This window comes from Leuconostoc aquikimchii, from assembly GCF_040838325.1.
GTDB classification, from domain to species: Bacteria; Bacillota; Bacilli; order Lactobacillales; family Lactobacillaceae; genus Leuconostoc; species Leuconostoc aquikimchii.
This window is the reverse complement of sequence record NZ_JBFPER010000001.1, coordinates 1361227-1386787: the sequence shown is the minus strand read 5'-3', so window position 1 is coordinate 1386787 and position 25561 is coordinate 1361227. Positions and strand designations below refer to the sequence as shown.

Sequence of the window (25561 nt, the reverse complement as noted above, 5' to 3'; positions counted from 1 at the left end):
AAAATAAGACAACGCAATTGCGTTGTCTTATTTTTTAGCGGCGATCGCGACGAGAAAGTGGGGAGAGAACATTAGATTGGATAATCTTTACGACTTCGGGATTATCTGGCAGACTGGAGTGTTGTGCGTTGTCACCGGTAACTGTAATTTGCGTGTATGATTTAACCTTTTTTTGGTAAATATACTTTCCAGCAGTGACACTTTGAATTGGAACAATACCATCGTCTGTGTAATCTTCAGTGCCAGCAACAGAATACATGGCCAGATTACTTGGTAATTTGTTGTTTCCTTGAATAAAATCTTTAAGCATTTCAGTACGACGTTGTAAAGACGTTTCTGAAAAATTAAAAGGGGAACCTAATGTCATCAATGTTGGGATTGAAAAAGTGTTGCTGTCATAATATTTTTCTAAAAAATCGGTCCATATTAAACCACCGTTTGAATGACCAACAGCGGCAAATGTTCTGAAGTGGTAGCGTTCTTGCAAGGAATTAAGCGCGCTTGTCAACCACTGTGTTTGTTTTTTGATATTGCTGTAACCATCTTTGTTGTTTTGAAAACCAATAATAATAAACGGTTGACGATCATTAGCGTTGATACTACCGTGGTATACAAGTGCACCGTCTTGATTAACTTGAACTTTTAAAATGCTGTGCGTTTGGCCATTGGCATTAATGGTTGATAATAAGTTATCAAAACGATTAACGGTAGCGCTCGATCCAGGGATAAAAATAACTGGCGTCATGCGTGAATTTTGGATTTTAGATTGACTCGTGCTTGTTTGTGCAACCCAATGTTGACCGTAAAATCCTAAAACAACCATGAATAAGAGACTTAAAATTAGAATTATTTTATTTTTCATTAGAATCCTCCGTCATAAGACGATGTATAAATGGCCGGTAAATTAGTAAGGATAGCATGAAAATGAGTATCGCAAGGATAGTTGACCGAATAGGGGTATTGCTTGCAAGTGTTGGCAGCAAGGTATTCGGCAGGTTATTTGGTGTGAGAAAAACAACAGGCTGAACAAGATGGCTGGCCACAGCAATATAGCTGATTAACAAACTCGAGACATTAACGAGTAACATAGGCACTAACATAAGTGGTCTTAAAAATAAGGGTAAACCGGCGTAAAGTAAGAAATTATTATCAAATAAACTAGGAATCCATGATAAAATGCCTAAACGTTTGTACTTTTTGGACACTGCAAATAATAATAAAACGTTGAGTGCTAAAGTGTTACCAACACCACCAAATAAGCTAAACGCACCATAAATACTATACAAATTTTCAGGAAAAGGGAGTGTTGACAGGCCATGTGTCAGCATGGCATCTAAATTTGATATCACGGGATTAAGAGTTGTTTGATTACCAGTGAGTTCTGGTGGCAACGAAAATCCAAGTAAAAACAGCATGGGTGACAAAATAGCAATCAGCAATAACCCAGAGAATGTTGTAAAGAAGGTTTGAGACAACAGGTTTGATATGATTGTTAGCATGCGTGGAAAGCGGCAGACAATATGAAGTAATAAATTGATTGCTATAATTGTCATAGCCCAGATTAAATATTTAAAACTAAACGGGGAAGCATTGGGCGTAAAGTGGTGATAGTACCAATAATACGTGCGGCAACTTAACAGGGTTATGAGTGTGATAAGCAAGTATTGAGTCGCAATGTAAGCTGGTAATTGACTTTTTTCAAAAAGCAATAGGTAGATTGCGATGAAATTGGTTATAACTGGCAATGTCGTATTTTGGATGCCTCTGTTGGTTAAATAATGATGCGTTAAGCCAATCACAAAAACCATAGCTACGGCCATATCAAGATTAGATAAAATGAGTCGTGAATGATCGGTTATGGTATCTGGCAACACAGGGTAATTGCTAAAAAGGTTGGCGAACAAGGCGTCAGGCGAAATAGCTAATTTTAAAAGTAGCCGAAAATAGACATCAATTGCCAAAATTGGGATAGATTGTTGGATAGCAATTGCTATTGCCTGCAAATCAGGTCGGCGGTATAAGGCACTATCCCAGTGCTGTGCGGTGTTGACCAAACGATTAAACATGGGGTCCCTCCAGTAGGTGTAAAAATAGTTGTATTGCAATAATTAGACGGTACTTTTAAAAAGTTTGTGCTATAATAGCTATAAATGTTTTTATAGTATTGCGACAAACTACTATGTTGATTATACATTAAATCACAGATACGGGGGTAACGTGAAATGATTAAACAATTTTTTCAGCGACCGATTATTAATTTTATTAGTCGGACGCTATTTTATTTTGTGATTATTTTAGCGCTGATATACCTTTACAGCTATTCAGGCGTGGGCGAAAGTCACTTTATTTACAACGAATTCTAACTTAGGGAAATTAATATGATTATTGAAAATATCATGACAGCAATCGACAGCATTGCGCAAACGCAAGGGCATACAATTGCTTATGATGAATTGGGAAACACACACACGTACGAGCAACTTAAAACTTATTCTGATAGTTTAGCGGCATTTATAGAAAACTTACCTATTGCTGATAAAGCACCAATTATGGTTTATGGGGGACAACAATTTGAAATGATTGCCAGTTTCTTAGGTAGTGTTAAATCGGGTCATGCCTATGTGCCTGTTGATATTAATTCAGCCGATGAGCGCTTAACAGACATTATAAACATAGGTAAACCAGCGTTAGTTATTGCCGTTGATGATTTACCAATAGAAATCACTGGTGTACTAGTAATTAAACAGGCACAATTGGCCAACATTTTTAATACAGTAAGCAATTTCAACATGACAAAGCCTGTTGTTGGTGATGAAAATTTCTACATTATCTTTACATCAGGCACAACTGGTAAACCAAAAGGTGTGCAAATCTCACATGATAATCTTGTGAGTTTTGCCAGTTGGATACTAGGGGATGACTTTAATTGGCAAGCTGGAAGCAATATGTTATCCCAGCCACCGTATTCATTTGACTTGTCGGTGATGGATTGGATACCAACTTTATTAGCAAAAGGTACTTTAAAGGCTTTGCCAAAAGAAGCAGCTGATGATTTTAAAACATTGTTTAAGACATTGCCAGGACTTGAGTTACATAAGTGGGTATCAACGCCGTCTTTTGCGGATGTGGCATTGCTTGATCCGGAATTTACACAAACAAATCATCCAAATCTTGATGCTTTCTTCTTCTGTGGCGAAGTTTTGACAACAACAACGGCACAAAAGTTACTTGAACGTTTTCCAGAAGCGCAGGTTTATAATACTTATGGGCCTACTGAAGCAACGGTTGCGGTCACAGGATTACCAATTACAAAAGAAATTATTGCAAGTCATGATAAAATGCCGATTGGCTATGTTAAATCTGATACAAAGATTATTATTCAAGATAGCGACGGGATTGCAATAACTGATGACCAAGCAGGTGAAATTGTTATCGCTGGCCCTTCAGTGTCGAAAGGATACTTAAATAACCCTGAAAAAACGGCAGCATCATTTACCATTATTAATGGGCAACGAGCCTATAAAACTGGTGATTTAGCAACACGTGATGCGAATGGGTTACTGCATTATAAAGGACGTAGTGACTTTCAAATCAAGTTACACGGCTTCCGAATTGAGTTAGAAGAAGTTGCACAGCAGTTACAACAAAGTCAATGGGTAGAGCAAGCAGTTGCTGTACCTAGATATGATGCTGACGGTAAAGTGAAACAATTATTAGCCATTATCGTAGCTAAAAATAATGATTTTGAGAAACCTATATTGCTAACCAACGCGATTAAATTAGAGCTTGAAAATATTATGATGCCATACATGGTACCCGGCCGATTTATGTATCGTGACGTATTACCACTGACGCCGAATGGTAAAATTGATCTCAAGGGGTTGATTACTGAGGTGAACGGCAATGCTTAATATACAACCTTATGCTGACCCAAAGTATTTTATTATTTTGTTACTCGCGTTATTACCAGTCGCAATTGGTTTATATTTTGGTAGACGATTAAATTGGTATGAAGTTATTGTCTCCATCGTGTTTATCTTTTTAATGTTTGATGGTCATAAATATCATGAAGGCTTTGCATTAATTAGTTACATGATTTGGCAATGGTTGTTAGTATGGGCGTATACGCTGTACCGTAAGAAAAGTAATCAAGCAATGATTTTTTATGGTGCTGTTGTATTAGCTATACTGCCTTTGGTTTTGGTCAAGATAGCGCCAGGTGCACATTGGACACATGTGACATCATTACTTGGATTTATGGGTATTTCATATTTAACTTTTCGTTCGGTAGCTATGATTATGGAAACGCGAGATGGCTCAATTAAAGATTTTAATCCTTGGCTGTTCTTGCGTTTTATGCTCTTTATGCCGACAATATCATCAGGACCAATTGATCGTTATCGTCGTTTTATTAAAGATATCACAACTGTACCAGATCGTGCGAAGTATATCAGCATGCTTGAAAAAGCAGTATGGTATTTCTTTCTAGGATTTCTGTACAAATTTGTCTTGTCATATATTTTAGGTACCTTGCTCTTACCGCAAGTTGAGAATTTAGCTATGTTATCAGCAGCCACACATCATGGTTGGTCATGGTGGTTAATACCAGTGATGTATACTTATGGCTTAGATTTGTTCTTTGATTTTGCTGGTTATTCATTGTTTGCTGTCGCGACAAGTTATGTGATGGGCATTGAGTTACCAATGAACTTTAACAAGCCTTTCTTATCAAAAAATTTGAAAGACTTTTGGAATCGCTGGCATATGTCATTATCATTTTGGTTCCGAGACTATATCTTCATGAGACTTGTTTTTTTGATTATGAAAAAGAAGTGGTTCAAGAATCGTGTGACAGTTTCAAATATCGCATACATTGTTAATATGCTAATTATGGGTTTTTGGCACGGATTGCATTGGTATTATATCGCATATGGTCTATTCCATGGTGTTGGTTTAGTTATTACGGATGTATGGCTACGCTATAAGAAAAAACATAAAGTCCCACAAAATAAATTCACAGATGCAATTGCAATTGTGATAACGTTCAATGTGGTGATGGTTAGTTTCTTGTTGTTTAGTGGATTTTTGGATACATTATGGTTTAAATAATAGCATTTAAAAGAAAGAGGAAATAATAATGGCAGTAAAAGAAGAAGTAATCGATATTTTAAACACAATCATTGGTGAAGATATCACTGATCAAATGGATGATGATTTTTTTGATAGTGGGTTACTTGATTCAATGGCAACCGTTGAATTGTTACTCGACTTGGAAAGCAAGTTTAGCATTCAAGCACCAGTATCAGAATTTAACCGTGACGAATGGAATACGCCTAATAAAGTGATTGCCAAAGTTGAATCTTTGATTGGGTAGTCACCATGAAAAAACGGGGGTTATGGTGGGTTTTTGGGCCAGTAGTGGTCGCTTTTGTGTTGGTTTTTGCATTATTTTTAGCGCCTTTTTCCTTAAATCACATCACACATAAAGATGTACGTGAAGCATCGGTTTCTTTTTCCAAGAATACCTTTAAGGGGGAAGCCGTAAAAACAGCGGCGTTTAGTGACCATTCGAAACGCTATGTCCCTTTTTTTGGTTCAAGTGAGCTTTTGCGTTTGGATACGATGCATCCTTCGATGTTAGCTGCGAAGTACCATCGAAATTATCAGCCATTTTTATTAGGGCAAGCTGGAACAGAATCGTTGACGCATTACTTAGGTATGCAGGAGATGACGCCTGCATTGCATAAAAAGCAAGCAGTTTTTGTTATTTCACAGCAATGGTTTACTAAAAAGGATACAAAGTTATTCTTTCCTGAATTTTATTCACCGTTACAAACGGTAGATTGGTTACGTAATATCAATGATATTACGCCAACAGATCGCTTCATCGCAGGGCGTTTGTTGGAACAGAGTCAGGTTAAAGATAATCGGTTTTATGCACGACTGATTACTAAAATTAATGATAATCAGTCTTTGTCGCGCACTGATAGAAACTTATTGAACTTACGACATCGGACATTATTGCGTGAAGATCAATTGTTTTCAAGTTTCTCGCGATCGACAAATTGGTCTAAACGTGTGACACCTGCACTTAAAAAATTACCAAGTCAAGATAATTCATCAGTCTTATTACGAGAAGCTACTAAAATTGGTGAGCATGAGACAACAAACAATCAATTTCAGATTAAAAACTCATTTTACAGTTACCGTGTTAAAATGCGTTTAAAACAGTTAGCTGACTCGCAGAAAACTTTTGATTATCGTCAATCTGATGAGTATGCTGATTTTCAAGCAGTGTTAGCAGAATTTGCAAAACAACATACAGATGTATTATTTGTCATTCAACCAGTTAATCAACGTTGGGCGAGTTATACAGGCTTAAATCAAGACATGTATTATCAAAGTGTTGACAAAATTAAGCAACAATTGACATCCCAAGGGTTTAACAATATAGCTGACTTTTCACATGAAGGTAATACGAATTACTTTATGCAAGATACAATCCATATGGGGTGGAATGGTTGGGTAGCCGCAGATAGGTATATCAAGCCATTCTTAACAAATGGGTATCAATCAACAAATTATCATATTAACAATAATTATTTATCACATGATTGGCAAAACCTTAGGCCGACATCTGATAATTTGAAACAATTCAAATAAAAAACCGCCATACGGCGGTTTTTTTGTTTATGAAAATGGTGATTGTGAGTTGGTGTCCATTGATGTAGGAAAATTAAAAGGGTCAATTGTGTCGTCACCAGACATAGCACTTAAACTAGTTGGGGCCTCTTTTGGCAAATCTAGGTCATCAAATTTAAAGGCCAATAGTGAGTCTGTTATGGATTGTTCATTTGAAATATCACCGTCATCACGAATATTGATGATTTTAGCATGTTCAATATTTTCATGAGTTTGTCTTAGAAATGACTCTCTTGCAGCGACACGTTGCCGAATATCAGAGACATCAACTGTTTCATTGAGATCTGTTACGACTTCAAAGCTCACGCCCTCATTTTTTTTCATGAGTTTGAACGTTGCTTCGGCAATGGCACCAGTTTGCGTTTCAAGTTGTTGGGCTAAATAACCAGCTTCTAAACTGAAATCAGCTGATTTATCAAGCCCTAAACGTTGTTTAACTAAATCACCAGTCAAGTACCAACGTTGATTTTTACTATCCTGAGAGGCAATTTCTATGTTACCAAAACCAGCGTTATCAAAGAACGTTGCCACAGAATCCAGGGCGTCAGTTGGAAATTGGCGTGCTATTTCTTTACCAGCCCAATATAAAATATGAGGGTAATCTTCTTGTAATAGGTTTTTTAAAAGGCCATCACGGAGAAGTGTCAAGGCAAAACTATTGACTTGAAAGTTCGTTTGTAAAATTTTGTCGTAATCATTACTATTCATGAGTTTATATAAACCTTTCAGACCTTTATTATACCAAACTTTTGGTGTGGAAAACTTGCATTCTTGGATTTTCCGTTCATAATTATAGATATGAATAAAAATAATCCAATCGGGATGGTTGATTCTGGCGTTGGTGGCTTAACAGTCATCAAAGAAGCTCAAAAACAACTACCTAACGAACAATTTATCTTTATTGGCGATACAGCGCGTATGCCTTATGGGCCACGGACGACGGATGAAGTGATTGCCTACACATTGCAAATGGCAAATTATTTGGTGGCAAAAAAACAAATTAAAATGCTTGTTATTGCTTGTAATACGGCAACAGCACGTGCACTAACCGTACTACAAAAAAAATTAACCATACCAGTCATTGGTGTGATTCAACCAGGGGCGCAAGCCGCACAATTGGCAACCAAAAATAAAATAGTTGGTATTATTGCAACTGAAGGCACCGTCAATTCGAAGGCTTATGAAGCGCAAATACATCAATATGACACTGATACAGTGGTTGTCTCACAAGGTGAACCGGAATTTGTACAATTAGTTGAAGCCAACAAGTATCAAGATCAGGCCACACGGGAACTTGTTATGAATCATTTAGCACCATTTAAAGCAGTGGGAATTGATACGTTAATATTAGGTTGTACCCATTTTCCATTGCTTGAATCTTTTATTAAAGCGGCGGTTGGGCAAGAAGTTACTTTGATTGATTCAGGACGTGAAACTGTTTATGCCATTAAACAATGCTTGGATAAACTGGCTTTGAACACTGATACGAGGCACGATCATGATGACGATGTTTATTATACAACGAGTGATAGTGATGATGAGACATTTCAAGTCATTGCTACCAATTGGTTAGCGCGCAGCCATGAACTTGATGTGCGTCATTTAAAAATCGTCGAAAATGGGATATCACAACATTTAGAGGAAATTAGTATGCCTAGACTTATTTTAGCTAGTAATAATCAACATAAAATAACAGAAATAGAAGCTATTTTGAATGATCTTGGTATCGACTTACCAGTGGTACCGTTACGTGATTTGGGTGATAAGGTACCTGAAATTATTGAAGACGGGACAACGTTTGAGGAAAATGCGACTAAAAAGGTCATGACAATTGCTAAAATTGCACCAAATGATTATATTTTAGCAGATGACTCTGGTTTGTCGATTGATGCTTTGCATGGTGAACCAGGCGTGTATTCTGCACGATATGCAGGTGATCATGATGATCAGGCTAATAATGATAAAGTGTTACGGAAACTTGCAGACGTCGTATCACGTGAGGCGCAGTTCAACAGTGTGCTTGTGCTCATCGGTCCAAATAAACCTAAGCTAGTAGCTACGGGTAAGGTTCATGGATTAATTACCCAGCAACGTCATGGCGATAATGGTTTTGGCTATGATCCAATTTTTTTAGTACCACAATTTGATAAGACGTTTGCCGAATTAACTGCAGATGAAAAAAATCAAATTAGCCATCGTGGCTTAGCTTTACAAGAATTAGGTAAGCAACTACCAGCATGGTTGAAAGGGGTTTAAGTAACACTGATAAGTGTTACTTTATGAATGATATAATATGTCAAAATTTTTAATTGTTTCAGATAATCATGGTGATCGGGCGATATTGTCAGATATTATTGCCAAATGGCGGCCACAAGTTGATGGTATTTTCTTTAATGGTGATTCAGAACTGGCAGCACAAGATGTTGTTTTTGATGGCGTTTCGACAGTGATTGGTAATATGGATTATGATGCTGATTTTGTTGAAGCACGCGCGACAACCATTGATCATGTGACTTTTTTTCAAACGCATGGTCATTTATATGATGTGACAACCTTTAATGCTTGGGCCAACTTAGAATTATTGGATAAAGCAGCTCTTGAGAGTGGCGCCCAGGTGGTCTTATTTGGGCATACACATATTGATGGGGCGCTGGCCTATCATGGCAAGTTGTTTATTAATCCAGGTTCAACCAGTGTGCCAAAGGGACCACGGGCAATAATTGGTGGCACGTATGCTGTGCTTATCGCTGAGACTGATAAGTTTGTTGTTCACTTTTATAATCGGTCACACGAATTGTTAGATAACCTCACAGTAGAAATGGCACGTTGATTTTGCTGGACAGACTTTTATATAAAGACGCAACAAACATGGTAAAATAATAAATATGGTAGATCAACAAGAACCACAATTTAACCAATGGTATGATGAACACACTGTAGCCGATCAGTTAATACATGACGCTGCAGCAAATGAAGCGGAACAGCGTAATGAGTTATCGTTACGTCCGCAATTTTTGCGTGAATATATTGGACAAGCTGCCTTAAAAGAAGAGCTCAATGTTTACATTTCTGCGGCCAAGCAACGTGAAGAGGCCTTAGATCATGTCTTATTATTTGGGCCACCAGGGTTAGGAAAAACCACATTAGCCATGATTATTGCAAATGAAATGGCTGTGCATATTAAAACAACTTCTGGTCCTGCAATTGAGAAACCAGGGGATTTAGTAGCCTTGCTTAATGAACTTGAGCCAGGCGATATTTTATTTATTGATGAAATCCATCGTTTACCAACGAATATTGAAGAAATTATGTATTCGGCGATGGAAGATTATTTTGTCGATATTATGGTTGGTCAAGGGCCAACAGCGCGTGCTGTTCATTTTCCGTTGCCACCTTTTACGCTTATCGGTGCGACAACACGACCAGGTATGTTATCAAAACCTTTACGTGATCGTTTTGGGATCATTAACGCCATGGCATATTACACACCAGAAGAATTACAAGAGATCGTTGTGCGTTCATCAGATATTTTTAACGCCCCAATTAAATCGGCCGGTGCTTATGAAGTCGCTTTGCGATCACGAGGCACACCGCGTATTGCTAATCGGTTATTGAAACGTGTCCGTGATTTTGCGCAAGTAGAAGGTAAATCGGCAATCGACAAGGCAATTGTTGATATTGCTTTGGATAAGTTGCGTGTTGATAATCGTGGTCTGGATGAAACAGATCATAAGTTCTTAGGAACGATGATTGCATACTATAATGGTGGCCCCGTCGGCTTGAATACCATTGCGGCAAATATTGGTGAAGAGGCTGAAACGCTAGAATCTATGGTTGAACCTTATCTATTACAGATTGGTTTTTTACAACGCACACCACGTGGTCGTGTTGTCACTGAAAGTGCCTATGAACACCTTAAAATGCCGTATCAAAGGGAACAATAATGCAATATATTATGTCGGATACGCATTTTAATCATGAAAAAATTTTATATTTTGATAAATCACGTGCAGATTCATTAAATGCACTTGGTATTGAACCAACCATTGAAAACATGGATATTTACCTTGAAACAACGTGGAATGATGTTGTTAAAGCTGAAGATACCGTGTATTTTTTGGGTGATCTTGGTATGTTTCGAAAAAAGCAAGATTTTGTTGCACAATTAACACGATTAAATGGTCATATTGTGTTTTTTAAAGGAAACCATGACCATTCTGATCAAATAAAAGCCGCCTTAAAGGCCCCAGAAACAGCTATAGTAGAAGTTGTTGAGACTGCTAAAGCAATCAAAATTAATGGGGTACAGGTTTGGTTGAGTCATTACGCCATTGATTTACCTTATCCTATTTTGTCTGTTCATGGCCATATTCATGAAGCTGAATATCAGTCTGCCGGTATGATTAACTTATCGTTAGATTCAGATTATATGCAAACCAGAAAATTCGGTGCACCAATCAGTTTTGATGAATTGACGCCACTTTTGGTTGCACGACAAAAACAGATTGCGCAACTGTATCAAATAGAATCAGAAAACAAACGTTATGATCGTTTGATAGAACGGGCGTTTGATGAAACAATTACAATTAATAAGCCAACTGCTACTCAGCGACATGAGCTAGCACTGTTGGTAGACTATCTCAATACCAATGATTTGACATATACAGATGTTTTAAAAACGTTTAACATTCCTAATGAAGATAAAGTATTATCGGATCAGGTAAAAGAAAAGGTCGCCTTAACTGGATTTGAATTTGAAAAAACAACTACTCTACAAGGCAATATAGGTGAAAAAAATGACTGAAGAACAACATTACCAATTAGCAGATTTTGATTATGACTTACCAGAAGCACTCATTGCCCAAACGCCCTTAAAGCAGCGTGATTCATCACGTTTGTTAGTGTTAGATGCGGATACTGGCATGTATGAAGATAAGCATTTTTATGACATCTTAGATTATGTGAACCCAGGGGACGCCATTGTGATGAACAACTCGCGTGTGTTGCCAGCACGGTTACATGGTGTACGTCCTGAAACAGGCGGACATGCAGAAGTATTACTCTTACGTCAAGATCATGGGGATGTTTGGGAAACATTGGTTAAGCCCGCTAAAAAATCACCTGTTGGCTCAACGATTATTTTTGGTGACGACATTGACAAGCCAGTCATGACTGCCACAGTTGTTGGTGAATTAGAACATGGTGGGCGCTATATTGAATTTCATTATGATGGCATTTTCATGGAATTATTAGAAAAATTAGGCGAAATGCCACTACCACCCTATATCAAAGAAAAACTGGCAGATCAAGAGCGTTATCAAACCGTGTACTCTAAAGTTGACGGGTCTGCTGCTGCGCCAACAGCGGGGTTACATTGGACACCAGAATTGTTAGATAAGGTGCGCGCAAAGGGTGTCAAAACTGTTGAATTGACGTTACATGTTGGTTTAGGCACATTTCGCCCAGTTGAAGAAGAAAATATTGAAGATCACAAAATGCACAGTGAATTCTATCAGTTAAGTCAAGCAGCTGCTGATGCGTTGAATGATGTGCATGCTACTGGTGGTCGCATTATCGCGACTGGTACGACGTCTATTCGTACACTGGAAACAATTGGTTCAAAATTTGATGGGCAATTGCAAGCTGATTCAGGTTGGACTGATATATTTATTAAACCAGGTTATCAGTGGACGACGGTTGATGCCTTTATCACAAACTTTCATCTTCCTAAGTCAACGTTGGTTATGTTAGTCGCGGCTTTTACCGGCCGTGAAAATATTTTGAATGCTTATCAGCACGCGGTGGATGACAAATATCGTTTCTTTAGTTTTGGGGATGCAATGTTTATCAAGCGTTAGAGGTAGCTTATTTTTATGGCATATGCTCACTAACAAATAATGGTTTTCAGAAAGTATATCATAACTTAATTTTTATGATAAACTGAAAATATTCGATTTAAAGGAGAAATAAAAGTGTACGAGTATATTAATGGTTTAATTACGAATATTTACCCAGCTTATTTGGTCATTTGTGATCGCAGTGGTGTGGGGTACAAACTGTTTGTAGCTAATCCATATCGTTTTGAGCAAAATGTGGAATCTCATGTTTACGTGGAACAGATCGTACGTGAAAATGAAATCGCGATGTATGGTTTTATTGATGAAAATGAAAAAATATTGTTCAATAAGTTATTAAATGTTTCCGGTATCGGCCCTAAAAGTGCTTTGGCCATTTTAGCTAGTGATGATGCAGCTGGCTTAGTTCATGCTGTTGCAAATGATGATGCAACTTACCTCACACAGTTTCCAGGTGTTGGTAAAAAAACAGCGCAACAAATTGTTTTGGATTTGAAAGGAAAATTGGATGATTTGGCTGCCTCCGTTGGCATGACAACACCAGTGTCACAGTCAAATTCAAACCAAGCATTGTCTGATGCCTTAGAGGCTTTAGAATCATTAGGTTATAGTGCTAAAGAAGTTGCTAAGTTGGAAAAAACTTTAGCAGTAAAACACGATACCACAGATGGTTATATCCGTGCTGGATTAAAGTTATTGGTCAGTTAAAAAAACTACCCTCACGTCACTAGTGAGGGTAGTTTTTAATGTATTTTTTCTAATGCATGATCAATTTGTTGCAAGATGATTTTTTGATTTTTGTCTTGTTCAAGATCAAATGTTTGTAAATCAATTTTTATTTTTGGTGACGCATCATATGCTTCAAACCAGTCACGATAAGCAGACCACATGCGGAAATAATATTGACGTAAAGCATCATTATCATCAAACTGTTCGTAATCACGACCCCGCTTTTTAATGCGATAGAGGATAGTTTCAAAATCAGTTTCTGCATAAACCAGTAGATCTGGTGCCTTTTTAGGCAATTTTTGTAGTTCAGCCATCATATTGTCAAGTAGCTGTGTGTAAACTGCCATTTCTGAGTCTGTAATATTACCATCTTTATGATTTTCAGAGGTAAACAGCGCATCTTCATAAATAGAGCGATCTAAGACATTGTTGTCGTCTGCTAGCGCTTGCTTAATCATATCAAAGCGACGATTAAGAAAGTAAATTTGTAATAAAAAGCCATACTGTTTTGGGTCAGAATAATAAAGTGGGAGGACAGGATTGTCACCCACTGGTTCATAAAAGGCTTGCGTGCCAAAATGTTCAGCAATTAAGCCAGTTAATGTTGTTTTTCCAACGCCAATCATGCCTGCGGTAATAATCACCATGACGACCTCCAATAATTTAGTAACTTAATAACTATACAAAAAATCCGTCCAAATAACAAGGTCAGTTTTTGGGCGGATTGACTTCAAAATACGAACATTAGGCTTTCTTTTCAGCTTCCAATAAATCGCGAATGTCAGTTAAGATTTCTAATTCAGGATTGACTTCGATTGCCTTTTCCTTGTTCGTACGGAAGAGGCGGTTGATTACTTTGATTAGAAGAAAGACAACAAAGGCTGTAATGATAAAGTTAATCAAGTCGTTCAAGAAGGCACCATACTTGAATGTTAGTTCTTTAGTAATGACAAGCTTTAAACTGGCCAAATCTGACGTACCACCAGTGAAAAATGTTAGAATGGGGCCAATTAAATTGTTAGTCAGAGACTTAACTAAGCCAGTAAAGGCACCACCAATAATCACACCAACTGCTAAATCCAGCACGTTACCGCGCATGATAAATGTTTTAAATTCTGAGAGCATATTTCTTTTTGTTCGTGTATATAGTACATTATTGACAATATACACATTCCTTTCATTTCTACATTCTATATCAATAGTTTACTTGAAAATACAAGGATTACAATATGTTTTCAAAGAAATTAATTTAATTTTAAAATAATTACGCGCTTTCAGCCATAAAATACTTAATTTTGTGGCTGAAACAATTTAAATGATTGTTAATCATGACATAAAACCGTAGTCATGATAAAATAAATGTAATTGTTTGAAGGAGAAAACTTATGAATGAAAAAGAACAGTTAACCACATGGCATGAACAGCTTATTAGTATCATCAACGATATTAATACACCACATACATTAGGTGGCATTACCAATGACGCTAATCGTGCCCATGACTCACGATTAGCACGACGTGCATTAGATAACTTGATTATATTAAGTGAAGAAATCAATGCCAAACGTGAAGAATAGAGATCAAATAGTAATGATACCGAAAAATGCACAAAGTTTACCAAAAGCGGCTAAAAAAGTATGGCTAATAGAAGATGCCATTTCTTTCTTAGTCCTTTTGATAATTGTTGTAGCGATTAATATTTTTTTAAAATTTGATTGGCATAGTACACTATTAAGTTGGATTAATGGTTTATTTGGGGTAGCGTTAGCCATGACATTGGGTTATGTGATGCTTATTCCTTATCGTTACCGTTTTTACAAGTACCTGTTACATCAAAATGCGGTGTCGATTTATAAAGGCTTTTTCTTACGTCGGACAAAAACAATTCCATTAAATCGAATTCAGAATGTGGATACATCACAAGGACCGATTTTAAAAATATTTCATCTGCAAAACGTTGTGATTGTTACAGCCGCACATGAATTTAAAATTGAAACAATTAACGAAGATGTCGCACAATATTTAAGAGATCAGTTAATTATGGCCGCACGACAAGCACGTGAGGTGGCTATAGATGATTAAACATCAACCAAAAATCGCGATTCTTTCTGAATCAGTCGCTGTTGTTAGGATGATTGTTTGGCCAGCATTTATTATATTTTTAAATAGCAATAATAATTGGCGTATACGGTTGCTGGTCATTGCAGGTTGCTTGGGCATATCACTGATATTTGGTCTATTGAATTGGTTATTTTTTACTTATGAGATCACGCCCCATGAAATTTCTTTGACACAAGGTATTTTTGTCAAAAAGCGTACACATCTATCATTTGAACGTATTCAAACAATCACACGAACGCAACCTATTTATTTTCAGCCTTTTAAATTGTTTAAGGTTACTATTGAAACTTCGGGGAAAAGTGATGATAAATTAATTTTTCATGCATTGTTTTTACCACAAATTGAAGTGATTGAAACGTTGCGTAAAGAAGCGCAGACGAAACAGTCAGATGAAGTTATTTCGGCAACTGTGTCACCAAAAGTTGGTGCAACGTATCAGATTAATAACCGTGATTTATGTGTCTACGCATTGACATCACTTGGCAGTTTGAGAATTTTTGGTGTGTTATTTGCTATTATGGCAGCCCTAAATGATTACCTACCAAAGCGTGCACAGGACCATTTTAATAGTTGGATAAATCATCAAACACTTGAAATATATGCTATATTGCTCGTCATTGTTGTGATCATTAGTGTGATAGGTGTTTTTATACGATTATATAATCGCTTTTTTAAATTTACAATTTCACGTACTGGATCCCATCTAACGATCTCACGAGGCTTGTTAACGACGCAAAATATGCAGTTACGGACGTCGCGCATTCAGGCGGTTCATTATGAACAATCTTTGTTACGACGATTAGTTCATCTTGTATCGGTTAGTGTTTTACTCGCATCATCAGGAGCAGATAAAACAGAAGAAGTGAAACAAACACCTATTATGCCAGTGGTACAAGTAAAAGAAACAACCCATGTCTTACAGCAGTTTTTACCCAAGTATCCTTTTTTAAAACCAGACAAAGCACCAACGATTTCACGCGCATTGCGTTATCAATTACGTTATATTTTTTGCATAAGTTGTGTCGTTGTCGGCGGCCTGCTGACTTGTTATTTGACGTTAATGCATATGACAGGTCTGCGTTTACCAAACGACGTCGTAATAGTCAGTGTAATTATTGTCAGTGTCTTTTTTTATGTTTTAATGGCAAGTTATGTGAAAATGTCAGACCAAGCCGTTCGGATGGTCGATGACTATTTAATCATACAAACATCATTGAATTTTACAAAACATACGTATTTTATACCGCGTGAAAAAATTCAAGGTTTCGCAACGTCACAAAGTTATTTTATGGTCAATAAAAAAGCACAGCATCTGGCTATTTTTGTACGGGATAGTGATACGGCACAACGCGTGACATTGCGTTATCTTAAGCAGTCAGCGACACAGGAAATTGAAAAATGGATAGTACGTGTCAAGTAAAAACACTTGACATCATCACCAATTAATGAGATACTAAATAAGTAAATTAATGTGCAAAAAGCACAAAAGAAATTTGGAGGACATAATATGTCAGTTAAAATCCGTTTGAAGCGTATGGGTGCCAAGAAGCGTCCGTTCTACCGTGTTGTTATCGCTGATTCACGTTCACCTCGTGATGGTCGTTTCATCGAAACAGTTGGTACATACAACCCAATTACACAACCTGCAGAAATCAAGTTAGATGAAGAAAAGATTTTGTCATGGTTGAGCAATGGTGCACAACCATCAGAAACTGTTCGCAACTTGTTGAGCAATGCAGGTATCTTGACAAAGCATAATGAATCAAAGTCAGGCAAGAAGCCAGCTTCTGCTAAGCCTGCTGCATCAGCAGCTAAGCCAACAGAAAAGAATACTGTTGCTGAAATCAAAGCTTATTTGAATGCTAAGAGCATTGAATTTGCCTCATCAGCTAAAAAAGCTGATTTGTTAGCATTAGTATAAAAATAATTAATATGTCAAGGTAACTATCATAACTGTTATGATAGTTACCTTTTTTACTGTTGTTGGGGGTAGTTTTGGTGACTGGGATAAAACAACTTTGCCAATTAATCTCACATCGGCTATAATGAAATTATCCGAAGATGGAAACGCTTTCTTTAATCTTGATAGTAAATGGAGAAGATAAATGGTCGTAAAACCTAAATTGTTTTTAGATATGGATAATGTATTAGTTGATACACTATCAATTTTAAATGTTATTGATATGCAGGCCGAAAAAGTAGCTAAGCCTGATCAAATACCAGGTATTTTTCGTGACTTACCACCAATGGTTGGCGCTGTTGAGGCTGTGCAATCCTTGGCAGAAAACTATGAACTACACATTTTATCAACTGCACCATGGAAAAATGCCAGTGCTTGGCAAGATAAATTACTTTGGCTTGCACAATATTTTGGGGATGACAAGAAAAGCCCATTTTATAAGCGGGTGACGTTGACGCATGATAAAAGTTTAGCACATGGTGTTGGTGGCATTTTAATTGACGATCGGCCTTATCATGGCGCAAGTCAATGGAATGATGAGGCAACAGACAGTTTGTGGCTTCAGTATGGATATGATAATCGCCTGGTGTGGTCGGAGCAATTAGTGACCTATTTAGATGCAGTGGCGCAAGCTTATAAGACGTCTGGTACATTACGCGTAAGTGCAGAAACGGTGGCAATAAAAAAGGGCTATCAACTTTTTGGGAAAAATGATCGGTTTGAAAAAGCACATTGGGAATAACGAAAACAGTAGTCAAAACAATGACTACTGTTTTTTTTGACGCATTTTGAACAAATGTGGTGTAAAAATGTTGCAAATTAATTTAAAAAAGGTTATCATAAAATTATAAAGAAAGCGCTTACATTGAAGTGAGGCAGACAATGATTGTAGCAGAACGACAAAAAAAATTACTAGCAGTGATTCAAAAACATCATTTTATTTCTCTTCAGGAACTAAAAGGGGTCACGCAAACGTCTATTTCGACCATACGGCGTGACTTGGCAGCCTTGACCAATCAGGGGTTTGTCAAACGCGTGCATGGTGGCGTTGAATTTATTGCTCAAAATAAAAAATCGTCGACAGTTAATGAACGCCGACCAATTTATCAAGCTGACAAACAAATAATTGCGCAGCGCGCAGCGCAGCAGTTGCATGGTGGCGAGACAGTTTTCTTGGATGCTGGCTCAACAACTGGCGAAGTCATTGCCTATTTAGCAGATAAGAAGCCAGAAATTACAGTGGTCACAAATTCAGTACATCATGCAGCAAGTCTGTCAGATTTGATGATACCAGTATTAATCATTGGTGGACAAGTTAAACAAACCACGGACGCTGTGATTGGCGCAGCCGCAGTTGAACAAATCAAAAATATGGTATTTGATGTTAGCTTTGTTGGTGCAGATGGCATATCTGTTGTGTTTGGATTAACAACACCAGATTTGGAAGAAGCTGCTGTGAAACGCGCAGTTGTTGAACGTTCTCATGTGAGTTATGTGTTGGCTGATGCCAGTAAAATTGGCATTGCAGCATTTGCTAAGGCAGTGGCGTTGAAAGAGGTTGTCTTGGTCACAACGCATTTAACGTCCAAGCAGCGTGATGAACTCAACCAAGTCATGACCGTGTTAGCAGTATAGAGGGGAGAAATTATGATTTATACAGTCACTTTGAATCCATCATTAGATTTTGTAACACGTTTGAAAACGTTGACCTTAGGTGAAACAAATCGTGCCGATTCAGAAGCTATTTTTCCGGGTGGTAAGGGGATTAATGTCAGTCGACTACTAGGTCAGTTGGCTATTGATAATACCGCTTGGGGATTTTTAGGCGGTTTCACCGGACAACATTTAAAAACAACCTTGAGTGGCCAACATTTAGTGCAAGATTTTACACCAATAGCTGGCAATACTCGGATCAATTTAAAAATAAAAGCTGCTAACGAAACGGAAATTAATGCCACCGGACCGGCGATTACTGAGCAAGAATTGGCAGTATTCTTTCAAAAATTCGATCGACTGACGAATCATGATGTCGTTATTCTTTCAGGCAGTGTGCCTAAAAGCTTGAATAGTCATGTTTATCAACAAATGTTACAAAAAATCCAGTTATGTGGTGCACGCTTTGTCATTGATACAACTGGTCAACAGTTGAAAACAGCCTTAGCCTACCAACCATTACTAGTGAAACCAAATCGCAGTGAATTAGCGCAACTTTATCAAACGGAGTTAACTACACAAGCTGATCTTCTGCAATGGGGTAGACAATTAATTATAGATGGCGCGCAACATGCTATTGTGTCGCTTGCGGGTGATGGGGCGTTACTTTTCACTAAAAATACACAGTATTTTGCAAAGCCGGTTAAAGGGCAAGTTCAAAATTCAGCGGGTGCTGGGGATTCAATGATTGGTGGCTTTATTGGCACGTGGTTACAATCAGAAGATGTATTAGAAAGTTTTAAGATTGCTGTAGCTAGTGGCACGGCCACAGCCTTTAGCAACGATATAGCAACAAAACAAAAAATTGAGGAAATCTATCATCAGGTTAGTATCACAACTGTTTGATAAATATGAGGAAATGTCATGAAGATAAGTGAATTGTTATTACCAGACGTGATGCTTTTAGATTTAAAAGCAACAACCAAGCAAGCAGCTTTTGATGAAATGATCGATCAACTTTATGCCGCCGATCGTATTACGGATAAGCAAGAATTTTTAAATGGCATTTTGGCGCGTGAAGCACAGACAACAACTGGTTTAGGTGATGGTATTGCGATGCCGCATGCTAAAAATAATGCGGTTAAACAACCTACTGTGGCCTTTGCACGATCAAAAAATGGTGTTGATTACGATGCCATGGATGGGCAACCTGTTCATTTGCTGTTTATGATTGCAGTACCGGCCAATGCTAATAACACGCATTTGGAAGCATTAGCCAGTCTATCTCGCTATTTGTTACAAGATGGCTTCATGGACAAATTAAAGCAGGCAGAGACACCAGCTAAAGTGGTTAGTTTGTTTACATCACAAGAAGCTGAATCAACTGAGGTAATTGTTGATGATGATGCGCCGTATCTTGTTGCGGTAACAGCATGTACGACGGGCATTGCGCATACTTATATGGCTGAAGAAGCGTTGAAAAAGCATGCTGAAAAGCTTGGTATTCGCATTAAAGTAGAAACAAATGGTGCCGGTGGTGTTGGTAACAAGCTCACAGATGCAGATATTGCACACGCTCAGGGTGTTATTATAGCTGCCGATAAAAAAGTTGACATGGCACGTTTTGATGGCAAGCCGTTAATCAATCGACCGGTAGCTGATGGCATTCGTAAGCCAGATGAGTTAATCGACTTGGCACTTCGTCAAACAGCCCCTGTCTACCATAGCGATCAACCTAAGCAACAGTCAACGGAAGGACCACAATCAATCGGTAAAGCGTTTTATCGTCACTTAATGGGTGGTGTCTCGAGTATGCTACCATTCGTTATTGGTGGTGGTATTGCCATAGCGTTTGCTTTCTTAATTGATCAAAGTTTAGGTGTGCCAAACAGTGCGTTGTCCAGTTTGGGAACCTATCATCCAATCGCTGCGTTTTTTAAACAAATTGGTGGGGCAGCATTTGGCTTTATGTTACCAGTTTTGGCAGGATATATTGCTTATTCAATTGCTGAAAAGCCAGGGTTAGTAGCCGGATTCGTTGCCGGTGCTTTAGCTGCGAATGGTTACAATCTTTACAATGTTGGCTTAAATGCTAACAATGCGCCAATTCCTTCAGGATTTTTAGGGGCTTTGGTCGGTGGTTTCCTAGCCGGTGGTATCATGCTTTTACTAAAAAAAGCATTTCAAAAATTACCCAAGTCATTAGATGGCATTAAATCAATTTTGTTTTATCCAGTATTAGGTGTCCTATTAACTGGTTTTGCGATGTTACTCATTAATATTCCAATGTCAGCAATTAATACTGGTCTGAATAATTTCTTATCTAGTTTGGACGGCACCAATGCAGTCCTCTTAGGTGCGATACTTGGCGGTATGATGTCAATTGATATGGGTGGTCCAATCAACAAAGCGGCATATGTCTTTGGGACAGGCACTTTAGCAGCAACAGTTGCAACTGGTGGTTCAGTGATTATGGCGGCTGTCATGGCTGGTGGCATGGTCCCACCGTTGGCGGTCTTTGTGGCAACACTATTGTTTAAACATAAGTTTGATCAGCAGGAACGACAAGCAGGATTAACTAACATTGTTATGGGACTATCCTTTATTACAGAAGGGGCAATTCCATTTGCTGCAGCAGATCCAGTACGTGCCATTCCAAGTTTCATGGTCGGATCAGTTCTGTCTGGTGGTTTGGTTGGTTGGGCTGGTATTAAATTACTCGCACCACATGGTGGTATCTTCGTGATTGCCTTGACGAGTTCGCCATTGCTATATCTACTCTTTATAGCAATTGGTGCTGTTGTTTCTGGCTTAGTCTACGGTACCTTCAAAAAAGCAGTATAATCAAAAACCTCATCGACTTCGATTGATGAGGTTTTTTTGATGTTCACTTTTTATTTTTCAAATAAATGTCTAAAGCAACGGACATATGCCGGTGTAAGCGGTAACAATAGTGACGTATACTATAGTTATAGAGATGGAGGTGAAAAAATGAGCATGTTGGAAAATCGTGTGTTAATGTTTTTGGGACAACAAGTTGATTTTGTAACTGCACAAGAAATTTCGGAAACGTTAGGCTCTTCAACAAAAACAGTTTATCGGTCGATTAATAAATTAAATGCAACTGAGAAAGTAATTGCATCTCAACGGGGACGAGGCTATCGTTTAGTTAAAAAAGTAGCGCCTCTAACGGAGGAGCAACAAGAAGTGCAAAGGTCATTAGATTTGGCAATTATCATTTTGACACAATTTCCAAGAGCGGTGAAACGTTGGCAATTAACTGACAAACTGTATATGTCTGATTCTACCTTGTCGCGATATTTATCGCGTTTAAGTACTAAATTAATGCAGTTTAAAATACAGCTACAACGATCAGATGGACAAGTGCGAGCTGTTGGTACAGAGGTACAATTACGAAAAGCGCTGAATTACTTTTTATTAGAAGAGACAAGAACAAAAAAGGCTTTAGATAATATCAGTGATATTTTTCCAAACGTTTCTGATCATGATCGTCAGTTTATTAGCGCACAAATGGTACTTATTGAGACAGAATTAGCGGTTCAAATTTTGGATCCATATACGATTAATATTTTTTCACATCTGTATATTTTAATTCAACGTGTCCGTCAAAAACGATATGAGGAACAATTCAGTTCAACTAATTTGGCCCAATATGACGAAAAACTAACGCATGTTGCAAGAAAAATAATTGACAATTTAGGACAATATCTCAATGATTTTATTCATCCACAAGAAGTTGAAAATTTATTAGTTTACCTTGTGGGATTACGATATGACAGAAATCTAGATGAGAGTAAAGATGATGAAGCGCATCAATTAGTAGGTTTTATTGTTCAAAACATGTCACTTAGTAAATATGTGAATCGTAACAATTTAAAAAGAGGATTATTAGGTCACGTGAGACCTATGATTCATCGCATTACAGCTAATATGTCAATCATCAATCCACTATTAAATGATATTAAATTTAATTATGAAGATGTTTTTACTGACATTAAAAAAATTATACAGAAATCATCCTATACCATTTCTGATGATGAAGTGGGATTTCTAACATTGTATGTTGTTCGTGCTATAGAAGATGCGACCAACTATAAACGTGTATTGATTATGTGTTCAACCGGAGTTGGGACAGCACAGCTATTGCAGACAAAAGTGAAGCATGCCTTTCCTGATTTTGATATTGTAGCCGTGATATCATCGAAAACGTATCAAAATAATTCAAAAAAGTATCAAGATATTGATTTAGTAATTTCTACTGTGCAAGTGTCTTATCATACTGTATCGCCGATTATTCAAGTTAGTGCATTATTTAATGAAGGGGATAAAAGGCGTGTGGCGGAGATGGCATATGGATAAATATATTTTTGAAACAATGAACGAGCAGGTATCTAGATCACAGTTAGTGGCGAAAAATTTTAATTTAATGCCATGTGTGGTTGAGCAGGCTATAACGCAACGTAATCAAATAGGAAGTGTGCAGATTGCTGATGATATTGAATTGCCACATGTCGTGTTGCCAAATCTATCTTGCCAAGGCATTTTGTTATTACGTGGGCAGCGAAATTTACAATTAATCATGGTCATCGATGAACAATATCCATCGGAAAACATTATAACTGTACTTGATTTTTTTCTTAGCGGTATCGGTTTAAAAAAATTGAGAACAATTCGAAACCAACAGGAACTAACTCATATGATAAAAGAGGTATTAAAACATGCTTGATGATAAAGTAATCGTACTAGATTTTGAAGCTCAGAATAGGACAGAAGCACTCGAGGCATTGGCCCAAAAATTTGTTGATCAGAAAATCGTTCAAATATCCTTTAAAAACGCGGTGTTAAAACGAGAGGAAAAATTTCCAACTGGGTTAGCAACTGAAACTATCGGTGTCGCAATACCACATACTGATGTGCAACATGTTATACGATCGCAAATTGGTGTCATGAGATTAAAGTCGCCTGTGAATTTTTTTCAAATGGGTGATGGAAAAGACGTGCCAGTTAAAATAATATTTATGCTAGCTTTAACTCAGCCACATGAACAGTTAGAAATGTTACAAAAACTAATTGGTCTCATTCAAAATGACACACTTTTAACTGAAATTTTAAATGCTGATAGTTCAGAAAAAGTTATTTCAATCTTGAAAATAGCAGGTATTGCCTAAGAAAGGATATTATAATGGGAATTATTAGATGGTTATTGAACGCAGGTCCAACTGTGTTTTTACCAATGTTATTGTTCGTATTTGGATTATTTTTACGAATTAAAGTGGGGAAAGCATTTAAAGCAGCATTAATGGTGGGTATTGGGTTTACAGGTTTAAATTTAATTATTGGATTATTGACTGATAATTTAGGTCCTGCTGCTCAGGCCATGGTTCGTAATTTTGGGTTATCACTTAGTTCGATTGATGTTGGATGGCCAGCAGCGTCGGCCATTTCATATGGTACGACGTTAGGCAGCTTAGCAATTCCAATTGGTGTGGTTTTAAATGTTATTTTATTAGTTGTGGGGTTAACTAAAACCTTAAACGTCGATCTATGGAATTATTGGCATATTGCATTTACTGGGTCGTTAGTATATGCAGCGACAAATAATTTTGGTTTGGGATTGGCAACAATGGTAGTTCATGCGATGTGGATTTATTTCTTAGCTGATTTGGCCGCACCTACGATTCAAAAACATTATGGCTTAGATGGCATTTCCTTTCCTCAAGGCGCTTCTGCACCTGGATTTGTGATTGCATTACCAATTAATTGGATTTTAGACCGAATTCCAGGTGTTAAAAATATTCATTGGACACCAGAAACAATACAAAAACGTTTAGGCATTTTTGGTGATTCAGCAGTCATGGGTCTTATTATTGGATTAATTATCGGGTCGTTAGCTCAGTATGATATCACTAAAATTTTGAATTTAGGTATTACAACATCAGCTGTTTTGATTTTAATGCCACGTATGGTGGCTTTACTAATGGAAGGGTTATCACCAATTTCTGAAGCAGCTAATCAATTAGTACAAAAGAAATTTCCAGGACGTGACTTGTATATCGGTATGGATTCTGCCTTGGCTGTTGGACAAGAAGCTGTTTTGTCTGCTTCATTAATTTTAGTACCTGTATCGTTATTGATTGCCGTTATTTTGCCAGGAAACACAGTGTTACCGTTTGGCGACTTGGCAACCATACCATTCATGCTTGCAGTCATGGCTGCAGTATTTGGCGGAAACGTATTTAGAATTGTGATTGGCGGCATAATAGATATTGCTATTTCATTATGGATTGCGTCTTGGATTGCACCGTTATTAACAATTGCTGCAAAATCAGCTCATTTTTCAATGAACGGTGCTTCTTCCATCTCTGTTTTGTCTGATGGTGGTGCTTGGACAACGCTTCTAATTGTTGGTCTAGGCAAAGTATTAAGCTGGGGCGGTATCGCGATTACTGGTGTGATTGTTCTTGCTTTGATGATTTGGTTGAACAAATTTCATACAAAGCGTATATAAAGGAGAAATAAA

The 25561-nt window shown here is 37.5% G+C and carries 28 protein-coding genes; 23 read left to right on the top strand and 5 right to left on the bottom strand.

Annotation, left to right across the window (positions count from 1 at the left end):
• Nucleotides 1-34: 34 nt before the first annotated feature.
• A complete protein-coding gene (locus AB3K24_RS06820) occupies nt 35-862 on the bottom strand; it encodes an alpha/beta hydrolase (RefSeq protein WP_367974581.1) in 828 nt (275 codons plus the stop codon).
• Entirely contained in the window at nt 852-2066 is a 1215-nt protein-coding gene (locus tag AB3K24_RS06815) for a PTS sugar transporter subunit IIC (RefSeq protein ID WP_367974580.1), read from the bottom strand. Before AB3K24_RS06815 ends, AB3K24_RS06820 begins: the two co-directional genes overlap by 11 nt.
• A 156-nt stretch (nt 2067-2222) precedes the next feature.
• Here AB3K24_RS06815 and AB3K24_RS06810 point away from each other — a divergent pair, with 156 nt between their 5' ends.
• The 5 genes from AB3K24_RS06810 to dltD are packed head-to-tail and all read left to right on the top strand — an operon-like array spanning nt 2223 to nt 6663.
• A complete protein-coding gene (locus tag AB3K24_RS06810) occupies nt 2223-2363 on the top strand; it encodes a teichoic acid D-Ala incorporation-associated protein DltX (RefSeq protein WP_367974578.1) in 141 nt (46 codons plus the stop codon).
• Between the two features lie 15 nt (nt 2364-2378).
• A complete protein-coding gene (gene dltA / locus AB3K24_RS06805) occupies nt 2379-3911 on the top strand; it encodes a D-alanine--poly(phosphoribitol) ligase subunit DltA (protein ID WP_367974576.1) in 1533 nt (510 codons plus the stop codon).
• Nucleotides 3904-5109 carry a D-alanyl-lipoteichoic acid biosynthesis protein DltB gene (gene dltB / locus AB3K24_RS06800; RefSeq protein ID WP_367974574.1) on the top strand — a complete coding sequence of 402 codons (1206 nt, stop codon included), beginning with the start codon at nt 3904-3906 and terminating at the stop codon, nt 5107-5109. The genes dltA and dltB overlap by 8 nt, the downstream gene beginning before the upstream one ends.
• Before the next feature lie 28 nt (nt 5110-5137).
• Nucleotides 5138-5374, top strand: a complete 237-nt coding sequence (dltC, locus tag AB3K24_RS06795; protein ID WP_367974572.1) for a D-alanine--poly(phosphoribitol) ligase subunit DltC — start codon at nt 5138-5140, stop codon at nt 5372-5374.
• Between the two features lie 5 nt (nt 5375-5379).
• Entirely contained in the window at nt 5380-6663 is a 1284-nt protein-coding gene (gene dltD, locus AB3K24_RS06790) for a D-alanyl-lipoteichoic acid biosynthesis protein DltD (protein WP_367974570.1), read from the top strand.
• A 27-nt stretch (nt 6664-6690) separates the two neighbouring features.
• Here the strand turns inward: dltD and AB3K24_RS06785 are convergent, their stop codons facing one another.
• Nucleotides 6691-7410: a DUF2507 domain-containing protein gene (locus AB3K24_RS06785; protein WP_367974568.1), complete on the bottom strand. Its 720-nt coding sequence runs from the start codon at nt 7408-7410 to the stop codon at nt 6691-6693.
• 90 nt (nt 7411-7500) lie between these two features.
• Between AB3K24_RS06785 and murI the strand changes: the two genes are divergently transcribed.
• From murI to ruvA, 6 genes are all read left to right on the top strand, one after another.
• Nucleotides 7501-8958 (top strand): glutamate racemase, encoded by a 1458-nt coding sequence (gene murI / locus AB3K24_RS06780; protein ID WP_367974566.1) that lies wholly within the window; start codon nt 7501-7503, stop codon nt 8956-8958.
• A gap of 37 nt (nt 8959-8995) precedes the next feature.
• On the top strand, nt 8996-9532 hold the full coding sequence (locus AB3K24_RS06775; RefSeq protein WP_367974564.1) for a YfcE family phosphodiesterase: 537 nt from the start codon (nt 8996-8998) through the stop codon (nt 9530-9532).
• 55 nt (nt 9533-9587) lie between these two features.
• Entirely contained in the window at nt 9588-10646 is a 1059-nt protein-coding gene (gene ruvB, locus AB3K24_RS06770; RefSeq protein WP_367974562.1) for a Holliday junction branch migration DNA helicase RuvB, read from the top strand.
• Nucleotides 10646-11506 carry a phosphoesterase gene (locus tag AB3K24_RS06765; RefSeq protein WP_367974560.1) on the top strand — a complete coding sequence of 287 codons (861 nt, stop codon included), beginning with the start codon at nt 10646-10648 and terminating at the stop codon, nt 11504-11506. The genes ruvB and AB3K24_RS06765 overlap by 1 nt, the downstream gene beginning before the upstream one ends.
• Entirely contained in the window at nt 11499-12560 is a 1062-nt protein-coding gene (gene queA / locus AB3K24_RS06760) for a tRNA preQ1(34) S-adenosylmethionine ribosyltransferase-isomerase QueA (RefSeq protein WP_367974558.1), read from the top strand. Before AB3K24_RS06765 ends, queA begins: the two co-directional genes overlap by 8 nt.
• 114 nt (nt 12561-12674) lie before the next feature.
• On the top strand, nt 12675-13265 hold the full coding sequence (gene ruvA, locus AB3K24_RS06755; protein ID WP_367974557.1) for a Holliday junction branch migration protein RuvA: 591 nt from the start codon (nt 12675-12677) through the stop codon (nt 13263-13265).
• A gap of 35 nt (nt 13266-13300) precedes the next feature.
• On the opposite strand, the gene AB3K24_RS06750 is transcribed toward ruvA, so the two are convergent.
• Together AB3K24_RS06750 and mscL are read right to left on the bottom strand one after the other, a co-directional pair.
• Nucleotides 13301-13933 carry a deoxynucleoside kinase gene (locus tag AB3K24_RS06750; protein WP_367974555.1) on the bottom strand — a complete coding sequence of 211 codons (633 nt, stop codon included), beginning with the start codon at nt 13931-13933 and terminating at the stop codon, nt 13301-13303.
• A gap of 97 nt (nt 13934-14030) precedes the next feature.
• Nucleotides 14031-14411 (bottom strand): large-conductance mechanosensitive channel protein MscL, encoded by a 381-nt coding sequence (mscL, locus tag AB3K24_RS06745; protein WP_367974553.1) that lies wholly within the window; start codon nt 14409-14411, stop codon nt 14031-14033.
• A 260-nt stretch (nt 14412-14671) separates the two neighbouring features.
• Here mscL and AB3K24_RS06740 point away from each other — a divergent pair, with 260 nt between their 5' ends.
• The 12 genes from AB3K24_RS06740 (at nt 14672) to AB3K24_RS06685 (ending at nt 25549) form a co-directional block, all read left to right on the top strand.
• Nucleotides 14672-14863, top strand: a complete 192-nt coding sequence (locus AB3K24_RS06740) for a hypothetical protein (RefSeq protein WP_367974551.1) — start codon at nt 14672-14674, stop codon at nt 14861-14863.
• Nucleotides 14864-14876: 13 nt separating this feature from the next.
• Nucleotides 14877-15368 carry a PH domain-containing protein gene (locus AB3K24_RS06735; protein WP_367974549.1) on the top strand — a complete coding sequence of 164 codons (492 nt, stop codon included), beginning with the start codon at nt 14877-14879 and terminating at the stop codon, nt 15366-15368.
• Complete coding sequence (locus tag AB3K24_RS06730; RefSeq protein ID WP_367974548.1) at nt 15361-16827, top strand: PH domain-containing protein; 1467 nt, start codon at nt 15361-15363, stop codon at nt 16825-16827. Before AB3K24_RS06735 ends, AB3K24_RS06730 begins: the two co-directional genes overlap by 8 nt.
• 87 nt (nt 16828-16914) lie before the next feature.
• Nucleotides 16915-17328 (top strand): 30S ribosomal protein S16, encoded by a 414-nt coding sequence (gene rpsP, locus AB3K24_RS06725; protein WP_367974546.1) that lies wholly within the window; start codon nt 16915-16917, stop codon nt 17326-17328.
• Nucleotides 17329-17512: 184 nt separating this feature from the next.
• Nucleotides 17513-18109: a 5' nucleotidase, NT5C type gene (locus AB3K24_RS06720; protein ID WP_367974545.1), complete on the top strand. Its 597-nt coding sequence runs from the start codon at nt 17513-17515 to the stop codon at nt 18107-18109.
• A gap of 140 nt (nt 18110-18249) precedes the next feature.
• Complete coding sequence (locus tag AB3K24_RS06715) at nt 18250-19002, top strand: DeoR/GlpR family DNA-binding transcription regulator (protein WP_367974544.1); 753 nt, start codon at nt 18250-18252, stop codon at nt 19000-19002.
• A gap of 12 nt (nt 19003-19014) precedes the next feature.
• The gene (gene pfkB / locus AB3K24_RS06710; RefSeq protein WP_367974543.1) at nt 19015-19926 is read left to right on the top strand and encodes a 1-phosphofructokinase; all 912 of its coding nucleotides are present in this window, start codon (nt 19015-19017) and stop codon (nt 19924-19926) included.
• Nucleotides 19927-19944: 18 nt separating this feature from the next.
• The gene (locus tag AB3K24_RS06705; RefSeq protein WP_367974542.1) at nt 19945-21864 is read left to right on the top strand and encodes a PTS fructose transporter subunit IIABC; all 1920 of its coding nucleotides are present in this window, start codon (nt 19945-19947) and stop codon (nt 21862-21864) included.
• Nucleotides 21865-22011: 147 nt separating this feature from the next.
• A complete protein-coding gene (locus AB3K24_RS06700; RefSeq protein WP_367974541.1) occupies nt 22012-23400 on the top strand; it encodes a BglG family transcription antiterminator in 1389 nt (462 codons plus the stop codon).
• Nucleotides 23393-23767 carry a hypothetical protein gene (locus tag AB3K24_RS06695; protein ID WP_367974540.1) on the top strand — a complete coding sequence of 125 codons (375 nt, stop codon included), beginning with the start codon at nt 23393-23395 and terminating at the stop codon, nt 23765-23767. Before AB3K24_RS06700 ends, AB3K24_RS06695 begins: the two co-directional genes overlap by 8 nt.
• Entirely contained in the window at nt 23760-24209 is a 450-nt protein-coding gene (locus tag AB3K24_RS06690) for a PTS sugar transporter subunit IIA (RefSeq protein WP_367974538.1), read from the top strand. Before AB3K24_RS06695 ends, AB3K24_RS06690 begins: the two co-directional genes overlap by 8 nt.
• Nucleotides 24210-24223: 14 nt before the next feature.
• Nucleotides 24224-25549, top strand: coding sequence for a PTS galactitol transporter subunit IIC (locus AB3K24_RS06685; RefSeq protein WP_367974536.1), 1326 nt, complete (start codon nt 24224-24226; stop codon nt 25547-25549).
• Nucleotides 25550-25561 lie beyond the last annotated feature (12 nt).

Bases quoted from the DNA above. Each gene is read 5' to 3' on its own strand.
- AB3K24_RS06785 (WP_367974568.1), bottom strand. From the start codon at position 7,410: ATGAATAGTAATGATTACGACAAAATTTTACAAACGAACTTTCAAGTC.
- mscL (WP_367974553.1), bottom strand. From the start codon at position 14,411: ATGCTCTCAGAATTTAAAACATTTATCATGCGCGGTAACGTGCTGGAT.
- AB3K24_RS06820 (WP_367974581.1), bottom strand. From the start codon at position 862: ATGAAAAATAAAATAATTCTAATTTTAAGTCTCTTATTCATGGTTGTT.
- AB3K24_RS06685 (WP_367974536.1), top strand. From the start codon at position 24,224: ATGGGAATTATTAGATGGTTATTGAACGCAGGTCCAACTGTGTTTTTA.
- rpsP (WP_367974546.1), top strand. From the start codon at position 16,915: ATGTCAGTTAAAATCCGTTTGAAGCGTATGGGTGCCAAGAAGCGTCCG.
- ruvB (WP_367974562.1), top strand. From the start codon at position 9,588: ATGGTAGATCAACAAGAACCACAATTTAACCAATGGTATGATGAACAC.
- AB3K24_RS06735 (WP_367974549.1), top strand. From the start codon at position 14,877: ATGATACCGAAAAATGCACAAAGTTTACCAAAAGCGGCTAAAAAAGTA.
- AB3K24_RS06815 (WP_367974580.1), bottom strand. From the start codon at position 2,066: ATGTTTAATCGTTTGGTCAACACCGCACAGCACTGGGATAGTGCCTTA.
- AB3K24_RS06705 (WP_367974542.1), top strand. From the start codon at position 19,945: ATGAAGATAAGTGAATTGTTATTACCAGACGTGATGCTTTTAGATTTA.
- AB3K24_RS06730 (WP_367974548.1), top strand. From the start codon at position 15,361: ATGATTAAACATCAACCAAAAATCGCGATTCTTTCTGAATCAGTCGCT.
- AB3K24_RS06810 (WP_367974578.1), top strand. From the start codon at position 2,223: ATGATTAAACAATTTTTTCAGCGACCGATTATTAATTTTATTAGTCGG.
- AB3K24_RS06720 (WP_367974545.1), top strand. From the start codon at position 17,513: ATGGTCGTAAAACCTAAATTGTTTTTAGATATGGATAATGTATTAGTT.
- dltC (WP_367974572.1), top strand. From the start codon at position 5,138: ATGGCAGTAAAAGAAGAAGTAATCGATATTTTAAACACAATCATTGGT.
- murI (WP_367974566.1), top strand. From the start codon at position 7,501: ATGAATAAAAATAATCCAATCGGGATGGTTGATTCTGGCGTTGGTGGC.
- AB3K24_RS06775 (WP_367974564.1), top strand. From the start codon at position 8,996: ATGTCAAAATTTTTAATTGTTTCAGATAATCATGGTGATCGGGCGATA.
- AB3K24_RS06695 (WP_367974540.1), top strand. From the start codon at position 23,393: ATGGATAAATATATTTTTGAAACAATGAACGAGCAGGTATCTAGATCA.
- dltB (WP_367974574.1), top strand. From the start codon at position 3,904: ATGCTTAATATACAACCTTATGCTGACCCAAAGTATTTTATTATTTTG.
- pfkB (WP_367974543.1), top strand. From the start codon at position 19,015: ATGATTTATACAGTCACTTTGAATCCATCATTAGATTTTGTAACACGT.
- AB3K24_RS06700 (WP_367974541.1), top strand. From the start codon at position 22,012: ATGAGCATGTTGGAAAATCGTGTGTTAATGTTTTTGGGACAACAAGTT.
- AB3K24_RS06765 (WP_367974560.1), top strand. From the start codon at position 10,646: ATGCAATATATTATGTCGGATACGCATTTTAATCATGAAAAAATTTTA.
- AB3K24_RS06690 (WP_367974538.1), top strand. From the start codon at position 23,760: ATGCTTGATGATAAAGTAATCGTACTAGATTTTGAAGCTCAGAATAGG.
- queA (WP_367974558.1), top strand. From the start codon at position 11,499: ATGACTGAAGAACAACATTACCAATTAGCAGATTTTGATTATGACTTA.
- AB3K24_RS06715 (WP_367974544.1), top strand. From the start codon at position 18,250: ATGATTGTAGCAGAACGACAAAAAAAATTACTAGCAGTGATTCAAAAA.
- AB3K24_RS06750 (WP_367974555.1), bottom strand. From the start codon at position 13,933: ATGGTGATTATTACCGCAGGCATGATTGGCGTTGGAAAAACAACATTA.
- dltA (WP_367974576.1), top strand. From the start codon at position 2,379: ATGATTATTGAAAATATCATGACAGCAATCGACAGCATTGCGCAAACG.
- AB3K24_RS06740 (WP_367974551.1), top strand. From the start codon at position 14,672: ATGAATGAAAAAGAACAGTTAACCACATGGCATGAACAGCTTATTAGT.
- dltD (WP_367974570.1), top strand. From the start codon at position 5,380: ATGAAAAAACGGGGGTTATGGTGGGTTTTTGGGCCAGTAGTGGTCGCT.